The organism is Vibrio tritonius, assembly GCF_001547935.1.
GTDB classification, from domain to species: domain Bacteria; phylum Pseudomonadota; class Gammaproteobacteria; order Enterobacterales; family Vibrionaceae; genus Vibrio; species Vibrio tritonius.
This window is the reverse complement of the sequence record NZ_AP014635.1, coordinates 752,965-769,838: the sequence shown is the minus strand read 5'-3', so window position 1 is coordinate 769,838 and position 16,874 is coordinate 752,965. Positions and strand designations below refer to the sequence as shown.

At 44.1% G+C, this 16,874-nt stretch carries 18 protein-coding genes and 1 tRNA gene; 7 read left to right on the top strand and 12 right to left on the bottom strand.

The genetic code is table 11. The features are described 5' to 3' along the window. Window positions 1–76 precede the first annotated feature (76 nt). Window positions 77–153: transfer RNA gene (locus JCM16456_RS03540), tRNA-Pro, on the bottom strand. A gap of 532 nt (window positions 154–685) precedes the next feature. On the opposite strand from JCM16456_RS03540, the gene smrA reads away from it, so the two are divergent. After that, window positions 686–1,267, top strand: a complete 582-nt coding sequence (gene smrA / locus JCM16456_RS03535; protein WP_068712433.1) for a DNA endonuclease SmrA — start codon at window positions 686–688, stop codon at window positions 1,265–1,267. A 100-nt stretch (window positions 1,268–1,367) separates the two neighbouring features. After that, on the top strand, window positions 1,368–2,432 hold the full coding sequence (rluF, locus tag JCM16456_RS03530) for a 23S rRNA pseudouridine(2604) synthase RluF (RefSeq protein ID WP_068712431.1): 1,065 nt from the start codon (window positions 1,368–1,370) through the stop codon (window positions 2,430–2,432). 77 nt (window positions 2,433–2,509) lie between these two features. On the opposite strand, the gene upp is transcribed toward rluF, so the two are convergent. Continuing rightward, window positions 2,510–3,136 carry a uracil phosphoribosyltransferase gene (upp, locus tag JCM16456_RS03525; protein ID WP_068715868.1) on the bottom strand — a complete coding sequence of 209 codons (627 nt, stop codon included), beginning with the start codon at window positions 3,134–3,136 and terminating at the stop codon, window positions 2,510–2,512. 249 nt (window positions 3,137–3,385) lie between these two features. Between upp and purM the strand changes: the two genes are divergently transcribed. After that, complete coding sequence (gene purM / locus JCM16456_RS03520) at window positions 3,386–4,426, top strand: phosphoribosylformylglycinamidine cyclo-ligase (RefSeq protein WP_068712430.1); 1,041 nt, start codon at window positions 3,386–3,388, stop codon at window positions 4,424–4,426. A gap of 3 nt (window positions 4,427–4,429) precedes the next feature. Continuing rightward, a complete protein-coding gene (gene purN, locus JCM16456_RS03515) occupies window positions 4,430–5,068 on the top strand; it encodes a phosphoribosylglycinamide formyltransferase (RefSeq protein WP_068712428.1) in 639 nt (212 codons plus the stop codon). A 101-nt stretch (window positions 5,069–5,169) separates the two neighbouring features. Here purN and JCM16456_RS03510 read toward each other — a convergent pair whose 3' ends face one another. The 4 genes from JCM16456_RS03510 to dnaQ form a co-directional block, all read right to left on the bottom strand. Further along, the gene (locus tag JCM16456_RS03510) at window positions 5,170–6,015 is read right to left on the bottom strand and encodes a class II glutamine amidotransferase (RefSeq protein ID WP_068712426.1); all 846 of its coding nucleotides are present in this window, start codon (window positions 6,013–6,015) and stop codon (window positions 5,170–5,172) included. A 73-nt stretch (window positions 6,016–6,088) separates the two neighbouring features. Further along, the gene (gene lpcA / locus JCM16456_RS03505) at window positions 6,089–6,664 is read right to left on the bottom strand and encodes a D-sedoheptulose 7-phosphate isomerase (protein WP_068712423.1); all 576 of its coding nucleotides are present in this window, start codon (window positions 6,662–6,664) and stop codon (window positions 6,089–6,091) included. Between the two features lie 155 nt (window positions 6,665–6,819). Further along, a complete protein-coding gene (locus tag JCM16456_RS03500) occupies window positions 6,820–8,070 on the bottom strand; it encodes a TIGR03503 family protein (RefSeq protein WP_068712421.1) in 1,251 nt (416 codons plus the stop codon). 8 nt (window positions 8,071–8,078) lie between these two features. Continuing rightward, window positions 8,079–8,813 (bottom strand): DNA polymerase III subunit epsilon, encoded by a 735-nt coding sequence (gene dnaQ / locus JCM16456_RS03495; RefSeq protein WP_068712419.1) that lies wholly within the window; start codon window positions 8,811–8,813, stop codon window positions 8,079–8,081. 56 nt (window positions 8,814–8,869) lie between these two features. On the opposite strand from dnaQ, the gene rnhA reads away from it, so the two are divergent. Continuing rightward, the gene (rnhA, locus tag JCM16456_RS03490; protein ID WP_068712417.1) at window positions 8,870–9,334 is read left to right on the top strand and encodes a ribonuclease HI; all 465 of its coding nucleotides are present in this window, start codon (window positions 8,870–8,872) and stop codon (window positions 9,332–9,334) included. A gap of 7 nt (window positions 9,335–9,341) precedes the next feature. Here rnhA and JCM16456_RS03485 read toward each other — a convergent pair whose 3' ends face one another. Next, entirely contained in the window at window positions 9,342–10,091 is a 750-nt protein-coding gene (locus JCM16456_RS03485; protein WP_068712415.1) for a class I SAM-dependent methyltransferase, read from the bottom strand. 37 nt (window positions 10,092–10,128) lie between these two features. On the opposite strand from JCM16456_RS03485, the gene gloB reads away from it, so the two are divergent. Both gloB and JCM16456_RS03475 read left to right on the top strand, forming a co-directional pair. Next, window positions 10,129–10,887 carry a hydroxyacylglutathione hydrolase gene (gene gloB, locus JCM16456_RS03480; protein ID WP_068712413.1) on the top strand — a complete coding sequence of 253 codons (759 nt, stop codon included), beginning with the start codon at window positions 10,129–10,131 and terminating at the stop codon, window positions 10,885–10,887. A 72-nt stretch (window positions 10,888–10,959) separates the two neighbouring features. Continuing rightward, on the top strand, window positions 10,960–12,537 hold the full coding sequence (locus tag JCM16456_RS03475) for a LysM peptidoglycan-binding domain-containing protein (protein WP_068712411.1): 1,578 nt from the start codon (window positions 10,960–10,962) through the stop codon (window positions 12,535–12,537). Window positions 12,538–12,622: 85 nt separating this feature from the next. Here the strand turns inward: JCM16456_RS03475 and JCM16456_RS03470 are convergent, their stop codons facing one another. The 5 genes from JCM16456_RS03470 to accA form a co-directional block, all read right to left on the bottom strand. After that, entirely contained in the window at window positions 12,623–13,480 is an 858-nt protein-coding gene (locus tag JCM16456_RS03470) for an endonuclease/exonuclease/phosphatase family protein (protein ID WP_068712409.1), read from the bottom strand. A gap of 101 nt (window positions 13,481–13,581) precedes the next feature. Beyond that, window positions 13,582–13,920 carry a nitrogen regulatory protein P-II gene (gene glnB / locus JCM16456_RS03465; protein WP_068712407.1) on the bottom strand — a complete coding sequence of 113 codons (339 nt, stop codon included), beginning with the start codon at window positions 13,918–13,920 and terminating at the stop codon, window positions 13,582–13,584. 108 nt (window positions 13,921–14,028) lie between these two features. Continuing rightward, entirely contained in the window at window positions 14,029–14,355 is a 327-nt protein-coding gene (locus JCM16456_RS03460) for a c-type cytochrome (protein ID WP_068712405.1), read from the bottom strand. 23 nt (window positions 14,356–14,378) lie between these two features. After that, window positions 14,379–15,704 (bottom strand): tRNA lysidine(34) synthetase TilS, encoded by a 1,326-nt coding sequence (gene tilS, locus JCM16456_RS03455; RefSeq protein WP_068712403.1) that lies wholly within the window; start codon window positions 15,702–15,704, stop codon window positions 14,379–14,381. A gap of 176 nt (window positions 15,705–15,880) precedes the next feature. Next, window positions 15,881–16,840: an acetyl-CoA carboxylase carboxyl transferase subunit alpha gene (accA, locus tag JCM16456_RS03450; protein WP_068712401.1), complete on the bottom strand. Its 960-nt coding sequence runs from the start codon at window positions 16,838–16,840 to the stop codon at window positions 15,881–15,883. Window positions 16,841–16,874 lie beyond the last annotated feature (34 nt).

Here is a 16,874-nt window from a genome sequence, read left to right as displayed (position 1 = left end):
TCCCGCTAGCTCTGGATAAGCTTTGGCTCTAAACGCAAAAAAGCCCCGACATTGCTGCCGGGGCTTTCTTAGAAAGTGGTCGGTGAAGAGGGATTCGAACCCCCGACCCTCTGGTCCCAAACCAGATGCGCTACCAAACTGCGCTATTCACCGAGTTGCTCAACCGATGTATTTATCATCGGGAACGGATGCGTATATTACTGATTCTTTTTTCTGGCGCAAGCACTTTCTTACAAATAAATTCCGTTCGCTCAAAAACCCGCCACCCCATGAAAAATGTGACTAAATTCCCATCACCAATATGCGAAAATGAATCGCGCGAATAACATTGATATAGATCAATGTACGTAAAATGAGTAACCCTTAACTTAAGCTCTGTCTTCGATACTTTGCAATAAAAAAGGTGGTTCTAGGACTCTCCAGTATGGTTACACTGTGGGCTAATTCAGTGGTAATGGACATCCAAGAACAAACTAAAGCGATGCTTGGCGATCTTTTTTATTGTGACAAAGTCCTGAACGACAAATCTCCTCACTAGATCGCTTAGCACCTATTGAAAGATAGAGTGACGCTACGCACCGGAGTAGACCCTTTCCTGCTCCGGTTTTTTATTTGTCTTTTATTCCCATTGCTTGCCGCATTGTTATAATCAAATAACCTATTCATGGATTCGAGATAATTGATTATGTCTCAAGAAGACGATTTCGAGCTGTTCCAGCAAATGATGGGTGACGTAAAGCCTATTAAACAAGATACAGCTGAACACCCAAAGTCGATACAGGTAACCGAAGCGCATTTAGCCAGACGCGAAGCTGCCACCCACTTGAGTGAAGGGGATCCAGAATATCTCTCCATCGATAACGCGCCAATGCTCAAACCAGAGGACGTGATCGAGTTTAAACGTGATGGTGTTCAAGATGGTGTGTATCGCAAACTCCGTTTAGGAAAATACCCCATTCAAGCAAGACTTGATTTGCATAAAAGAACCCTACAACAGGCACGGGATGAAATTGTGGCCTTTTTACGCCAGTGTTTACGGATGGACATCCGTACTGTGATGATTGTTCACGGTAAAGGTGCACGTTCAAATCCACCAGCCTTAATGAAAAGCTATGTCGCGTCATGGTTACCACAAATAAAAGAAGTACAATGTGTCCACAGTGCTTTGCAATTTCATGGCGGCACTGGTGCTGTTTATGTATTACTGCGTAAGAGCGATGAGAAAAAAATGGAAAACCGCGAGCGCCATCAAAAACGACTTGGCTGAAACCATAGACCTGTTAGAATGCGCGCTCTTTTGACTAAAGAGCGCGTTGAGTTGTGGCTCTTTTAATAGACCCCCCCTCTAAGATTATTAGGAGATTTCCATGTCGCAACCGGAAGAAAAACGCCTCAATAAGTTCATCAGTGAAACAGGTTTTTGCTCCCGTCGTGAGGCCGATAAACTTATCGAACAAGGTCGAGTGACCATTAATGGTCAAAAACCAGAGATGGGAACTAAAGTCACTATCCAAGACGAAGTATGCGTTGATGGAAAACCTGTCGGCGCCAAACCTCGCACCATTTATATTGCACTTAATAAACCAACTGGCATTACCTGTACAACCGAACGAGATGTTCCGGGTAATATTGTTGATTTCATTGGTCACTCAAAACGTATTTTCCCTATTGGTCGTCTCGATAAACCTTCTGACGGTTTGATTTTTTTGACCAATGATGGCGACATCGTGAATAAGATCTTGCGCGCTGGAAACAATCACGAAAAAGAGTATGTCGTTCGTGTTGATAAGCCCATCAGCGATGACTTCATCAAGCAGATGTCGAGTGGTGTGAATATCCTCGATACGGTGACGCTTCCTTGTACCGTAACAAAAGAAACCAAATTCAGTTTTCGTATCGTTTTGACTCAGGGACTAAACCGCCAAATTCGTCGTATGTGTGAAGCTCTCGGTTACGAAGTCTACAAACTGCGCCGTGTCCGGATTATGAATATCTCTCTTGATGGCCTTCCCAATGGTGAATGGCGTTATTTGAGTGATGATGAAGTATCACAACTTCTCTCTTTGTGTGAAGATTCTAGCGGAACAGAAGAAGCGTCAAGCATTGCTGCCAATGGCAAGAAAATTCGTCAAGCGACGGCGGCAAAACTTTACGATAGCCGTGAAGAAAACCAAACATCCAAAGCGCGCCGTAATCAGAAACCTCGGACATTTCGCGGTAACAATGCAGAAGAGTTCCGTCATGCACCTAACTCCAAGAAAGGCCGCCAATCTCGCAGTAATACTAATGAACGTTCAGGTAACGAACGTTCTGAATTCTCGCGTAAACCAAGCCAGAGACGTGATGATGCGTCACGCCCAACGAATAATTCAAACCGGCCAAGCAAACCTACGCATAAAAAAGTGGGTGGCACATTAAGCTTGAAAAAATAGCGTTCGCATTTTTCTGCGCGCATCAATAAAAGAGAGGGAGCCACTTGGCTCCCTCTCTTTTTAATTACTTATTTTAATTATTTAGTACCGAAAATTTTGTCGCCCGCGTCACCAAGACCAGGAACAATGTAACCTTTGTCGTTTAACTTCTCATCGATTGATGCACAATAAAGCTCAACATCTGGATGTGCTTTTTCAAGAGCAGCAATACCCTCAGGAGCAGCAACCAATACTAGTACTTTAATATGGTCACAACCTTTTTCTTTCAGAAGATCGATCGTTGCAATCATAGAGCCGCCAGTTGCCAACATAGGATCAACAACAAGTGCCATGCGCTCTTCAATGTTAGAAGCTAACTTATTGAAATAAGGTACTGGCTCTAACGTTTCTTCATCACGGTACACGCCAACTACGCTGATACGTGCACTAGGAATGTGTTCCAAAACACCATCCATCATGCCTAGACCTGCGCGAAGAATTGGAACCACAGTCACCTTTTTACCTTTGATTTGATCGATCTCAACTGGACCCATCCACCCATCAATGGTAACTTTTTCTGTTTCAAAGTCTGCGGTCGCTTCATAAGTTAACAAGCTACCTACTTCGGTTGCTAACTCACGAAAACGTTTTGTGCTGATATCACCCTCACGCATCAAACCAATCTTATGTTTTACTAGCGGGTGTTTTACTTCAACAACTTTCATTTCCATCTCCGGCATAATTTAAACAAACCTTCGGATTATACACAGATTTACTCTCTTTTTGTACGGTTTAGGCCATTTCCCCTCAAGAACAATAGCGTAAGTTAACTTTACCAAAATCATCATTACGCAAATGCAAGGGAAAAAACAAAAAAAATCTTACGAAAAAACTCGCGCAAACGTTTTCCTTTTGATTATAAGGCGGTAGAATAGCGCCGTTTTCATATCCAACTAAGACCGAGGACTTTCCCCGTGAGCGGTAACAAAACTTCTCTAAGCTATAAAGACGCTGGTGTAGATATTGATGCAGGTAACGAACTTGTCAATCGCATTAAAGGCGCAGTAAAACGAACTCGTCGCCCAGAAGTAATGGGTGGCCTTGGTGGTTTTGGTGCCCTATGTGAGCTACCAACCAAATACAAACAGCCAGTGTTAGTTTCAGGTACCGACGGTGTAGGTACTAAACTACGACTTGCTTTGGATATGCAAAAGCACGACACGATCGGTATCGATCTTGTTGCTATGTGTGTGAACGATCTTATCGTTCAAGGTGCAGAGCCACTTTTCTTCCTTGATTACTATGCAACAGGCAAGCTTGATGTAGACACAGCTGCAGACGTTGTATCAGGTATCGCTGAAGGCTGTCTGCAAGCAGGTTGTGCCCTTATCGGTGGCGAAACCGCTGAGATGCCTGGCATGTACGAAGGCGAAGACTACGACGTAGCTGGTTTCTGTGTTGGTGTGGTTGAAAAAGAAGACATCATCGACGGCACCAAAGTAGCAGCAGGCGATGCCCTCATTGCAGTAGGTTCAAGCGGCCCTCACTCAAACGGCTATTCACTAGTTCGTAAAATCCTAGAAGTATCTCAAGCAGATAAAAGCGAGATGTTGGAAGGTAAAACTGTTGGTGAACACCTACTTGCTCCAACCAAAATTTACATCAAATCAGGTCTTAAACTGATTGCCGAGCATGACATTCACGCAATTTCTCACATTACTGGTGGCGGCTTCTGGGAAAATATCCCTCGAGTACTACCAGAAGGCACTAAAGCCGTTATCGATGGTAACAGCTGGGAATGGCCTGCAATTTTCAACTGGCTACAAGAAAAAGGTAATGTAGACACCCATGAAATGTACCGTACATTCAACTGTGGTGTGGGCTTAATTATCGCGCTTCCTGCTGATCAAGCGCAAGATGCTGTGCAGCTTCTGCAAAAAGAAGGTGAAACTGCGTGGGTAATCGGTACAATTGCAGCAGCAAATTCTAATGAAGGTCAAGTAGAGATAATTTAACCTATGAAAAGTGTTGTTGTTTTAATTTCAGGAAATGGTACCAACTTGCAAGCGATTATTGATGCTTGTAAATCAAGCATTAAAGGCGGCAAAGTCACGGCTGTTTTTTCGAATAAAGCAACTGCTTATGGGTTAGAACGAGCAGAGCAAGCAGGCGCTCAACCAGTATTTATCGACCCTAAGTCTTTTGATACTCGTGATGCTTACGACCAAGAGTTGATGCGTCAAATGGACGAGTTTAATCCAGATTTAGTGGTTCTTGCCGGTTTCATGCGTATTTTAAGCAGCGACTTTGTTCGTCACTACATGGGTCGAATGATCAACATTCACCCATCTCTATTACCTAAATATCCTGGTTTGAATACCTATCAACGTGCAATTTTGGCTGGTGACGAAGAACACGGCACAAGCGTTCACTTTGTAACAGAACAGCTTGATGGTGGACCCGTTATCCTGCAAGCGAAAGTGCCTATCTTCGATGAGGATACGATTGAGATTCTTACTGAACGAGTTCAAGCACAAGAGCACCGCATTTATCCATTGGTAGTGCAGTGGTTTGTAGAAGGCCGTTTAGAAATGAAAGAAGGTAAAGCATTCCTTGATGGCAAAGCGTTAGGCATTCACGGTCACGCTTACGAATAATTCAAATCATACCGATGTATAAAAGGGTTGAACTGAGTTCAACCCTTTTTATTTGCCACTGAAACAGTACCTTGAAGTTACTTGAATCTATTGCTCAAGCCCTAGCGTAGAGGTTCTGTTGGAGCTTGATTTCCAGGCCGAGGAGCGGCAAAAGGAACATTAACTAATTCAGCTTGATTGGTCGCAATGCGCTTACCAAAATGGAATAAGCTAAACTCTCCAGGCTTCATGCGTTGCCAAGCCTCATTACCGGTTAACGGCTGAGTAGCGATAACTGACACGACATCTTCTGGTGTTGTTTCTTCTTGGAAATTGATTTCCACATCTTCGTCAATCAAGGCTGCATGACCAAACGGAGCTTGGCGCGTGATCCAATACAAATGGTTAGTACAGTAACTCATGACATACTCACCATCAGAGAGAAGCATATTAAATACCCCTTTCTCTTTTAGTTCATCGCACAATTCGCAAATAAAGCGAAACACCCCAGTCATATTAACCGGTGGCTCAGGATAACGATGTTCCATTTGGTTAAGCAACCAGCAAAATGCCACCTCACTATCCGTTTTACCGACAGGACGATGCCGCCCCGTCGCCATCGTCTCATAGTCAGTCAATTGACCATTATGAGCAAAAGTCCAGTAACGCCCCCACAACTCGCGGGTAAAAGGGTGGGTATTTTCCAAACACACGCTACCACGATTTGCTTGACGAATGTGGCTAATAACCGCACGGCTTTTGATAGGATAACTTTGAACTAATTGTGCAATTTTAGACTGGCAGCTTGGAGCAGGATCTTTAAAGGTACGAAAACCTTTTCCTTCATAAAAGGTAATCCCCCAACCATCACGATGAGGGCCTGTCCGGCCGCCTCGTTGAATTAATCCAGTAAAACTAAAACAAATATCGGTGGGCACATTTGCGCTCATGCCGAGCAACTCACACATGGTTTAAACCACTCCTTATTTTAAACCACCATCCCCACCGAGAGTCATGGACTCCCCGTGGGGATGAACGTCATTACGCCATCTCTTTTTCGATCAATTGGATCACGATGTGAATGATTTTAATATGAACTTCTTGAATGCGATCAGCATAACCAAAGTGTGGTACACGAATTTCAATATCCGCAACACCGGCCATTTTACCGCCATCTTTACCGGTCAGAGCAATGGTTTTCATCCCTTTTGCTTTCGCCGCTTCAATGGCTTTTAAAATATTACCTGAATTACCAGAAGTCGATAAACCAAACAGGACATCCCCTTTCATGCCTACCGCTTCAACGTAGCGAGAAAAAACGAAATCGTAACCGAAATCGTTACTCACACAAGACAAGTGGCTTGGGTCAGAAATCGCAATACCTGGGTAGCCAGGACGGTTTTCACGGTAACGCCCTGTCAGTTCTTCAGCAAAGTGCATTGCATCACAGTGTGAGCCACCGTTACCACAAGACAGCACTTTACCACCTTGTTTAAAAGAGTCCGCAATCAGCTTTGCCGCCGCTTCAATTTGAGCAATGTTATGCTCATCGCTCAAAAAAGCGTTCAATACTTCAGCTGCTTCAGTTAATTCGCTTTTGATCAAATCATGGTACATAGGTTTGGTTCTCTTTGTTGTTCTGTGTAGGACATTCTCTTAATGAAATGACGCTTAACCAGTGTGAGTTTACCCATTCTTCCCACACTGTCGACCATTTATATAAAAGATTTCCACCTTTCCGACGTTTCTGCATTATTAAATGCACAAACCTACTATTTTTTTGGCATATCCAATTGCATCTCAGGTTGCAACGCCTTGCGCGCTTTCAATTTACGAATGACAAACCAAGCAATTAGACCAACTAAAATAACCACCACATTACCAATGATGATCGCCATCATACGACTTTTACGGGCATCTTCTCGAGCTTGCAGCAGATCTTTCTCTTGTTGAATTTTACGCTGCATTTCCGCTTCTTTTTCGCGCATTAAACGCGTTTGCTCTAGGTCAATCTCACTGACAATGCTGTAAGTATGCTCACTAATTGGAAAAACTAAAGAGCGTCCGGATGCTAAATCGTTAGTATATAAAGTACCAGACCAAGAATACTGACCTAACTCACCACTGTTAGGAACATTCACCGTAACTTTTAAATCATTTTTATCCGCTTGCGCATCATAGTAAGCCGTCGCACCTTGTGCATCTTTATGTTCTATTTGCGTGGCAAGGGACCCCGGAGTAACCATACCTTGTTCACCACTAAGCACAATTTGATGCGGTTGCCCTGTAACACGAGATTGGATAAAGGTGGCTGAATAGGGAGTAGGATAGACAAGTACAACTTGCTCTTGAGCTCGAAGGAACACACCGTTACCAGAAGTAATACGCACCCGATACTTGCCCGGCTCTGAATGAATCTTTAGCGCAACGGTAAACTCCCCATCACTTGCCTTTTCATCAAGTCCTTTACCGTCATCAGAAAACTCACCAAGCACATCTGGAATAGGACGCGCTTCTTTGACTAAGGCTTCTTCGTTTTCAATGTATTTAGTGAAGGTCACTTTTAGGTGAATTTTATCGAGGAACTCGCGAATTTGGAGCGGCTTTCCATCAGAGGTTAAACGCGCAGTAAATTTAATTTCTTCACCCTGATATAAACGAGCGGGGAATGTATCGGAAGCGAGTTTCAGATTAGAGAGCATCTTGATGTGGTTTTTTGGTGTCACTTTACCGACCGCTTGCCAAGGTCCCGGCATCGGTTTCTCAATGGAAATAATATCCATCGACGACTCTTCATACCACCGAACATTTTCTGGTGATTTCCAAGCGTAGTATTTCTTTCCGTCAGGACGAACCAAGACCACCGGGCGTGAATTGTTAGCCCGATAAATCACAAATGTAATCTGTTCTATGCTCGGATCCACCCGAAATCGGTTGTCTAACAGAGACATTGTGGACTCACTGGCCGCCCAAACATGGATGCTAGCCAACAAGGCCAACGCACCCACTAACACCTTCCACATAGACTCTCCTACTGTCCCCAGAGGCAATTACTGACTAATCCCAACCTTTCCTCATGTGCTTGTATTTCATCGGCAGTTGCCTGCAAAACCTTTAATGGTTTTCTATCAGTAGCCACACGTTTTATTGAACTTGCTCCCATTTCCCCTGAAGCCGATCCTGATGCCGAAAATTGCAACGATGTTTGCCCACCGGTCATCAGCAGGAAAACATCCGCTAGAATTTCCGCATCGAGCAATGCGCCGTGGAGAGTACGGTGGGAGTTATCGATACCATAACGCTCACACAATACATCCAAGTTGTTACGCTTACCGGGGAAGATTTTCTTCGCCATCGCTAAGGTATCGGTAATTTTGCAAATATCTGCTGTTTTAACCGATGTATTACCTAGCTTAGCAAATTCATAATCCATAAAGCCCACGTCGAAGGGCGCATTGTGGGCAACTAATTCAGCACCTTGAATGAAGTCAATAAACTCGGCGTGTACATCACGATATTCCGGTTTATCTACCAAAAACTCATCGGTAATACCGTGGACATCAATTGCTTCTTCTTGAATCAAACGATCCGGTTTTAAATAGACGTGGAAATGCTTACCCGTCAGTTTACGGTTAATGATTTCAACTGCACCGATCTCGATAATTCGGTGCCCTTCGTAGTGTGGACCGCCTTCACGGTTCATACCTGTAGTTTCCGTATCGAGTACGACGATACGGTTGTATTCGGAATTGATGCTAGTATTCATTAGGATATCTATGTCAGACTATGCCAATTGTGTGCTTAAACCAATAGTATCAAATCATGAAGAAACAGGTGGAAATTTTCACTGATGGTTCTTGTTTAGGCAATCCGGGCCCAGGTGGTTACGGTGTGGTAATGCGCTATAAACAGACCGAAAAAACGCTGGCTAAAGGCTATAAACTCACGACCAACAATCGCATGGAAATGTTGGCGGCAATTGTTGCTTTACAAACACTTAAAGAGTCTTGCAAGGTAACATTGACTACCGATAGCCAATACGTTCGCCAAGGTATTACCCAATGGATCCATAACTGGAAAAAACGCGACTGGAAAACCGCGGATAAAAAACCTGTTAAGAATGCCGATCTATGGAAATTACTCGACCAAGAAACTCAACGCCACGACATTGAATGGCATTGGGTAAAAGGTCACGCAGGCCATCGTGAGAACGAATTGTGTGATGAATTAGCCCGCACAGCAGCAGGTAACCCAACCGAAGAAGACACGGGCTACCAAGCTAGCTAATTAACGGCTAGCTTCGTGGTGGACACTCTCCATCATCTTTGATGCGATAATTAAGCCCTACTGGATAAAAACGTCGTTTAAACCGCCAGTGGGGTTTGATAGGTTGTAATGGATACGTCCGCTTACGTGCCACGATGAAATAGAGACAGCCAAAACCTGAGGCCCACTCTCCCATTGAATTTTCTAACCAAGTCCAAACCGTGCGATATTTATAAATAGGAAATACCGCATATTGCTCACAATCCACGACTTGATAGTTGAGTAAACCAAGCCAATCTTTAACACGGTTAGGCGTAAACATTCGCCCACTCCAAGGTAGGTTATTTTTCCGCCATGGCAACAACCGGGTTAAGCCCATCCAACTCACTGGATTAAACCCAGTAATGATCAGACAACCATCGTCTATCAGAACTCTGTCAACCTCTCGCAATAAACGGTGCGGGTCATTACAGTAATCCAGTTGATGAGATAAGATAACCGCGTCAATACTTTTTTCAAGAAACGGTAAATCATAACCATCAGCAATCACGGTATGCAGTGGATTTTCAATGTCCATATGGACTTGGTGTTGAATATTGCAGTGACTGCTGGCAAGCTCACAGCTTAGTCCACCCAATTTGAGCAAATGGTAGCCAAACAGTTTAGGGCTCCACTCATCAAGGCGCATTTGAATGGATTCACTGACCCACTGACCATTTTTCAGTTGGGCCCAAGAATGAGGCTGCTCAATTATTCTTTTGCTGCGTGCTGGTTTCATTGCTAACTCGCTTCACCTAGGCGACTGGAGATAACTCATGTTACATATCAAAAGCATACCTGCATTTAACGATAATTACATCTGGCTGATTCAAAATAGCGATCAGCGTTGCGCTATTGTCGATCCGGGCGATGCAGCGCCTGTATTACGTTATCTGCAAGAACACCAACTAACCCCAGAAGCCATCTTAATCACCCACCACCATAACGACCATATCGGTGGAGTTCCAGACCTAGTTCACCATTATCCTCACCTTAATGTGGTTGGCCCGAAAAAAGAACCCATTCCAACGCTCACTCACCCTGTAGAGGAAGGGAATCAAATTGAACTTTTTGGAGAATTATTTACCGTAATCGATTTACCTGGCCACACTCTTGGTCATGTAGGCTATATTGGTGATAACAAACTTTTTTGTGGTGATGTGTTATTCTCTGCTGGCTGTGGCCGTGTTTTTGAGGGAACTATGGAGCAAATGTTTCACTCCCTTAACAAATTACTGACGTTACCCGATGAAACCGAGGTCTACTGTGCTCACGAGTACACCACCAGCAACATTGCTTTTGCAATGGCAATAGAGCCAGATAATCAAGAACTTAAACTATATCGAGACGATGTTATTCGTCTTAGAGCGCAAGATAGGTCAACCCTACCGAGCACAATAAAAATCGAAAAAGCGGTCAATCCTTTTTTGCGAACGCACCTAACAAGTGTTGCAAAATCAGTATCTAACCGCACATTAAATGCTGAGCCTTTGTCTGTATTTGCAGCTTTGCGCGAGTGGAAAAACGAATTTTGACGTTTTCTTACTTGTCATGATGTCAATACGACAAGTATTATCAGCAGCCATTTAGAAGAAAGGCTGTCTTACATGCGAGTACATTTCAGTTGGGTATTTGCTCTGCTGCTAGCCGGTTGCCAAACTACCCAGCCAGAGAATCAAACAACAGTAGAGACAAATGGGGAGCTTGCGTCTCAAACTGACATTGCAGTGGTACAACCCACTGTAACGCAGCAAAAAGACGACACCACAAAGGTAAAAAAGCCTAAGGTAATACTACCTTCAGAGCAAGACGACCTGTGGCAACGGATTGGTATGCAACTGAGCATTGGAATCCCGCATAACAAGTCGGTCAATTACTACCGTACTTGGTACCTCAAGCATCCTAATCATTTAAAAATCGTTGCGGAGCGCGCCAAACCATTTCTCTATCTTATTACCACTAAGATCGAAGATCGTGGTTTACCATTAGAACTTGCCCTTTTACCCATTGTAGAAAGTGCATTCGATGCTTTTGCTTATTCCCATGGCAGTGCCGCTGGATTATGGCAATTTGTTCCTAGTACCGGAAAAATGTACGGCCTCGAGCAAAATTTTTGGTATGACGGGCGTCGTGATGTTGATGCCGCTACCGATGCAGCATTAGATTACCTTAGTGTATTAGGTAAACGTTTCAACGGTGATTGGTATCAAGCCATCGCTGCTTATAATAGTGGCGGAGGTCGTATCTCACGAGCAATCCGTCAAAATCAACGTTTAGGGAAACCAACCGACTTTTTCTCCCTTGACTTACCAGATGAAACCACAGGATATGTTCCGAAGCTATTAGCTTTGGCAGATATCGTGGCGCATCAGAAAAAGTATGGCATCGAGTTACCTAAAATTACCAATGCACCAGTACTTCAACTCGTTGATCCTGAAGAACAGCTCGATTTAGCCATTGCTGCTAAATATGCAGGCATGACAGTGAAAGAGCTCCAAAGCTATAACCCAGCTTATAATCAGTGGGCGACCTCACCAAGCGGCCCTTACCAATTGTTGATTCCAATTGAGCGAGTAGCCAAATTTGTGGCGAACGTTGAAAAGAATCGTGGCTCTGGTATGAAACTGATTCGTTATAAAGTCGTTTCAGGCGACACACTGAGTGTGATTGCGCAAAAACACAGTACCACAACCAAGGTAATTCAAACTGCGAATAGTCTTTCAGGAAACACCATTCGTATCGGTCAATACTTGATGATTCCAACGGCAGTGAAAGACGAAAAAGCTTACGCTCTAACCGCGAGTAACCGTTTAGCCAAGCTGCAATCTTTAGCGCGTGGCCAATACAAAATCGATCATACGGTTCGTGATGGAGAAAGCCTATGGACCATTGCGCGTTCAAATAATGTTTCTTATCGTTCATTAGCCAAATGGAATGGCATGAGCCCGATTGACACATTACGTGTGGGGCAAAAGCTGGTGATTTGGAAAGAGAGTTCTGACGGTGCCATCATTCGTACGGTGTTCTATGAAGTACGTAATGGCGATACCCTAAGTGGCATTGCTAGTCGCTTCAAAGTAAAAACCGGTGACATCATCGAATGGAACGAAATGGCGAATCAGAAATACCTACAGCCGGGGCAAAAACTCAAACTGTACGTGGATGTCACCAAAGTCAGTGTGTAGCCAAGCTTGACTCACTCCGATATCTAAACGAAAAAAGAGCCGATATAAAGGCTCTTTTTTGTTTGAGTGCTAACCGTTACATACGTTATTGCTGCTCTTTAGTCAGCGAGAATGAGACCAACATTGGATTGTGGTCTGACGCTTGCGTTTCAGGTACACGCGCACTATTTAATGTTAATCCGCGATAAAACACATGGTCGAGCGGTAAATCGTTGAAAAAAGTAATGCGGTTATCAGGATCAAATGCAACTTCACGTAAACCAATGTCACTCAATGCGTGCGTCAATACATGCATGCGCCGAGAGCTCCAACTATTAAAATCACCGGCAAGAATAATAGGGCCTTGATGGTGAGCAAGTCGGTCTAATAATCGCCCTAATTGCGCCTCATACTCGGCTGTACCATAGGTAAAGTTAACCGCATGCAGATTTACACTAGCAAGTGTTTCCCCGGTACTTAAAGGATACTCGGCGTAAATGCCTGATTTAGGTAGACGCAACCAAGGTTCAACTTCAGTATAGGCACAAGCTAAACTCGGCATGAGTTTCGACAAATTCAACACACCGGTTGATTCGCCGAGCACTCGAAACGCGTTGGCTTGTGCCCCATCCCAATTATTCTGCGCAATCCACTGCTTCAACGGCTCATTCATGCTCGCCTCTTGCAGCAGCAGCAGGTCAGCATCAGAACTAAAACCCGTTAATGCTGAGGCCCATTCCCCACGATTTTGTTTGTAGATATTCCAGACCAGAACATTGAGCTCACCGTTGCGATCAAGTACGTGCTGCGGCTCACCTTGGTAACAGACAAGAGGTTGTTCTTCTCCCTCTTCGTTAACAGTCAACAACTGTGGATGTTTTGGTATAGAGAAAATAGTAAGGAAACTACTGACCCCCGAGCCAATTAACAACAAGCTGGAAAAAAATAAGTAGCGTTTTCTCATACGTTTTTCACTATAAAAAAAGGAGCATGGGCTCCTTGATTTTCAACGATTACATGTTGGAGTTGCACATCATACGACTCCAACATATTGACATGAGGGGACTAAATTGCGTCTTCGTCTTCTTCACCTGTACGGATACGCACTACACGTTCCACTTCGGTGATAAAGATTTTACCGTCACCAATCTTGCCAGTTTGGGCAACTTCGATGATAGTGTCAACACACTGTTCAACTACATCATCAGAGACAACGATTTCAAGTTTCACTTTTGGTAAAAAGTCCACCATGTACTCTGCACCACGGTAAAGCTCTGTGTGACCTTTTTGGCGACCAAAGCCTTTTACTTCAGACACCGTCATACCGGTAATACCGACATCAGCCAACGCTTCACGGACATCATCAAGCTTGAACGGTTTGATGATCGCTTCAATTTTTTTCATGTTCGTCCCTTACACTTCATACACTTGCCGGCATTATTATCTAGCCAAAGCAAACAATCAACGAAAAAGCCGGACCGATGCATTCGCATTCAATCAGACTGAGAATACTTACTTCATGTTAGCAAAATAAGCGGCGATATTTTCAATATCTTCATTACTAAGAATCGACATCTGTGCCTGCATCATACTGGCCATACCGCCAGTACGCTGTTTATTCTTATAGGCCTGCATCGACATCACTAAATATTGTTCGTTTTGACCTTTCAAGCTTGGATAGCCTGGAATAATCGCAACCCCATTGGCGCCATGACACGCCACACAACTAGCCGATTTTTGCTGACCGGCTACAGGGTCAGCAGCCAATGCCTGACCAGAAAACAATGCGCAAGAAAACAATGCACTAACCAAAAAACAGACTAACGAAAAAACTCTCATTGCTTCACCTTATTCTATATTTGTTAAGAGTTTGCCATGAAAACCTCAGATTTATCCCAGATGAGCTCACAGTCTTTACCATTAAATTCGCGGCTAATAAATAAACCCACTACCGCAACGACTTTGTCTTCACAAAGAACAATAGGCAATTGCCTACGCTGCCAACTCGGAACATTATATTCTTGATAGAGCTTTTTCAATTTACGGCTACCACTGCGGCCGATAGGACAGGCAGATAATCCACTAGGGTCAAAAGAAATGGTAAACGGTGCCTTATTCGCAGGCAAACGGACGTTGCCTTGTTCACTGGCTATCAAGCGTAAGCAGCCTAAAGACTCAGGCAACATAACAGGCTCATTTATGTTGAGCGTGGCATGCCAACTCGAAAAATCTTTCTCAGTTTCAATACAGTAAAGTCGTTGTTGAAAACGGCGTATCTCATACTTGCCCAATTTTAACTTGGGATTGGCATCTGGTTGCGCAAAAGCAATTTCACGTAAAATAAGTTCAGTATGCTTGCGACTTGGCATCAGGATCTGCTGATGTTGCAACCATAACCGTACCAGTTGTCCTCTCGCTAACTCAGAACTTGAATACAATGCATCCAGTACCAAGCTGCCATCAGCATGCATAGCTTGCTGCAGTTTCTCTTGTAACAGCTCAGCTAGAACACTTTCTTGCGTGGCACATAACTCGGCACTGCGTTGAATTGCTTGATAAAAGCTAGGCCAACGCTGAGTCAATACTGGCGTTACCTGATGACGTAAAAAGTTACGGTCAAAACGAGTATCTTGGTTGCTTTCGTCCTCGACCCAAGTTAACTGCACTTGCTGTGCATACGCTTCAATCTCAGCACGCGTCACTTTCAATAAAGGACGCAGTAATTGTCCTTGGGCAAAACCGCCGCACGCAGCCATTGAGGATAAACCTTTCGGACCACTACCACGCTTAAGTGCCAGTAGAAACGTTTCCACTTGATCATCCGCATGCTGCCCTAGCAGCATCAGAGTCTCGGTATCAATATGCTTTGCCAAGACAGCATAACGAGCATCACGCGCCATTTGCTCTAGGCTATCACCACAATCATGATCAAGCGTTACATGCTCAACACAGACCTCAATCCCTTCTTCCGCCCCCCAGCGCTGGCACTGGCTAGCCCATTCATCAGCATGATCACTTAGACCATGATGAATATGAACAGCAAGGCATGGAATTGCATTATGTTGGCGATAACGCGCGATAAGGTGCAACAGTACCCTAGAATCAATCCCACCGCTAAAGGCAATCACAAGGCGAGCAGGTTTAAGCTCATCAAGCTGACGAGCGACATCAACATATAAGTCGTTCATGATTAGGATATCCTGCAATTTAACAACTAGATTTTACCTTAACAGCCAAAGTTTACCGCTTCACTTTACAAACAAAAAGCTCTGAAAACCTAACTCGCAGAAAAACAAAAGGGCTGGCCCAAGCCAACCCTCTTTATTTCTCTTTACAAGCAATATTAGCCTGACAAAAAAGACTCTTAGCAGTAGCCGTAATTCATTAGACGTTGGTAACGACGATCCAACAGATCGCTTGCTTCCAATTTATCTAACTCAGCAAGCTGGCGAATCAGCGTTGCTTTCATATTAGCTGCTGTAAGCTCATGGTCGCGATGTGCGCCACCTAGAGGCTCTTCAATAATCTCATCAATCAACTCAAGCTCTTTCAAACGAGGGGCAATTAGACCCATCGCTTCCGCAGCTTGTGGTGCTTTATCTGAATCACGCCACAAAATAGATGCACAACCTTCAGGAGAGATTACTGAGTAGGTTGAGAATTGTAACATGTTCACGTAGTCACCCACGCCAATCGCTAGCGCACCACCTGAACCGCCTTCACCAACAACGTTACAGATAACTGGCACTTTAAGACCCGCCATCACTTTAAGGTTAGTTGCAATCGCTTCAGATTGACCACGTTCTTCTGCGCCAACACCAGGGTATGCACCCGCAGTGTCGATGAAGGTGATGATTGGCATATTGAAACGCTCAGCCATTTCCATCAAACGTTTCGCTTTACGGTAACCTTCTGGTTTTGGCATACCAAAGTTGCGTTTCACTTTTTCACGAGTTTCACGACCTTTTTGGTGACCAATGACAATCACAGGACGACCATCTAGACGAGCCATACCGCCAACAATCGCTTTATCGTCAGCAAAGGCACGATCACCTGCGAGCTCATCAAATTCAGTAAACATGTTTTTGATGTAATCTAGCGTGTAAGGACGCTGAGGGTGACGAGCAAGTTGAGCAACTTGCCAAGCACCTAAATCACCAAAAATCTTTTTCTTAAGCTCTAAGCTTTTCTTTTCTAACTGCTCGATCTCTTTTTCAAGATCAACTGAAGCATCACCGCCGTGACGAGATACATCACGAAGCGCCTGAATTTTAGCTTCCAGTTCTACGATAGGTTTTTCAAAATCGAGAAAATTTAGGCTCATCTAACGATCCTTTTCTATTCAACTGGCACAATAC

What these genes read in the sequence shown, in the direction of transcription:
- lpcA (WP_068712423.1), bottom strand. Translation starts at nt 6,664, where the DNA reads ATGTACCATGATTTGATCAAAAGCGAATTAACTGAAGCAGCTGAAGTA.
- JCM16456_RS03475 (WP_068712411.1), top strand. Translation starts at nt 10,960, where the DNA reads ATGCGAGTACATTTCAGTTGGGTATTTGCTCTGCTGCTAGCCGGTTGC.
- rnhA (WP_068712417.1), top strand. Translation starts at nt 8,870, where the DNA reads ATGAAGAAACAGGTGGAAATTTTCACTGATGGTTCTTGTTTAGGCAAT.
- purN (WP_068712428.1), top strand. Translation starts at nt 4,430, where the DNA reads ATGAAAAGTGTTGTTGTTTTAATTTCAGGAAATGGTACCAACTTGCAA.
- tilS (WP_068712403.1), bottom strand. Translation starts at nt 15,704, where the DNA reads ATGAACGACTTATATGTTGATGTCGCTCGTCAGCTTGATGAGCTTAAA.
- JCM16456_RS03485 (WP_068712415.1), bottom strand. Translation starts at nt 10,091, where the DNA reads ATGAAACCAGCACGCAGCAAAAGAATAATTGAGCAGCCTCATTCTTGG.
- dnaQ (WP_068712419.1), bottom strand. Translation starts at nt 8,813, where the DNA reads ATGAATACTAGCATCAATTCCGAATACAACCGTATCGTCGTACTCGAT.
- gloB (WP_068712413.1), top strand. Translation starts at nt 10,129, where the DNA reads ATGTTACATATCAAAAGCATACCTGCATTTAACGATAATTACATCTGG.
- rluF (WP_068712431.1), top strand. Translation starts at nt 1,368, where the DNA reads ATGTCGCAACCGGAAGAAAAACGCCTCAATAAGTTCATCAGTGAAACA.
- upp (WP_068715868.1), bottom strand. Translation starts at nt 3,136, where the DNA reads ATGAAAGTTGTTGAAGTAAAACACCCGCTAGTAAAACATAAGATTGGT.
- JCM16456_RS03470 (WP_068712409.1), bottom strand. Translation starts at nt 13,480, where the DNA reads ATGAGAAAACGCTACTTATTTTTTTCCAGCTTGTTGTTAATTGGCTCG.
- smrA (WP_068712433.1), top strand. Translation starts at nt 686, where the DNA reads ATGTCTCAAGAAGACGATTTCGAGCTGTTCCAGCAAATGATGGGTGAC.
- JCM16456_RS03510 (WP_068712426.1), bottom strand. Translation starts at nt 6,015, where the DNA reads ATGTGTGAGTTGCTCGGCATGAGCGCAAATGTGCCCACCGATATTTGT.
- JCM16456_RS03500 (WP_068712421.1), bottom strand. Translation starts at nt 8,070, where the DNA reads ATGTGGAAGGTGTTAGTGGGTGCGTTGGCCTTGTTGGCTAGCATCCAT.
- JCM16456_RS03460 (WP_068712405.1), bottom strand. Translation starts at nt 14,355, where the DNA reads ATGAGAGTTTTTTCGTTAGTCTGTTTTTTGGTTAGTGCATTGTTTTCT.
- glnB (WP_068712407.1), bottom strand. Translation starts at nt 13,920, where the DNA reads ATGAAAAAAATTGAAGCGATCATCAAACCGTTCAAGCTTGATGATGTC.
- accA (WP_068712401.1), bottom strand. Translation starts at nt 16,840, where the DNA reads ATGAGCCTAAATTTTCTCGATTTTGAAAAACCTATCGTAGAACTGGAA.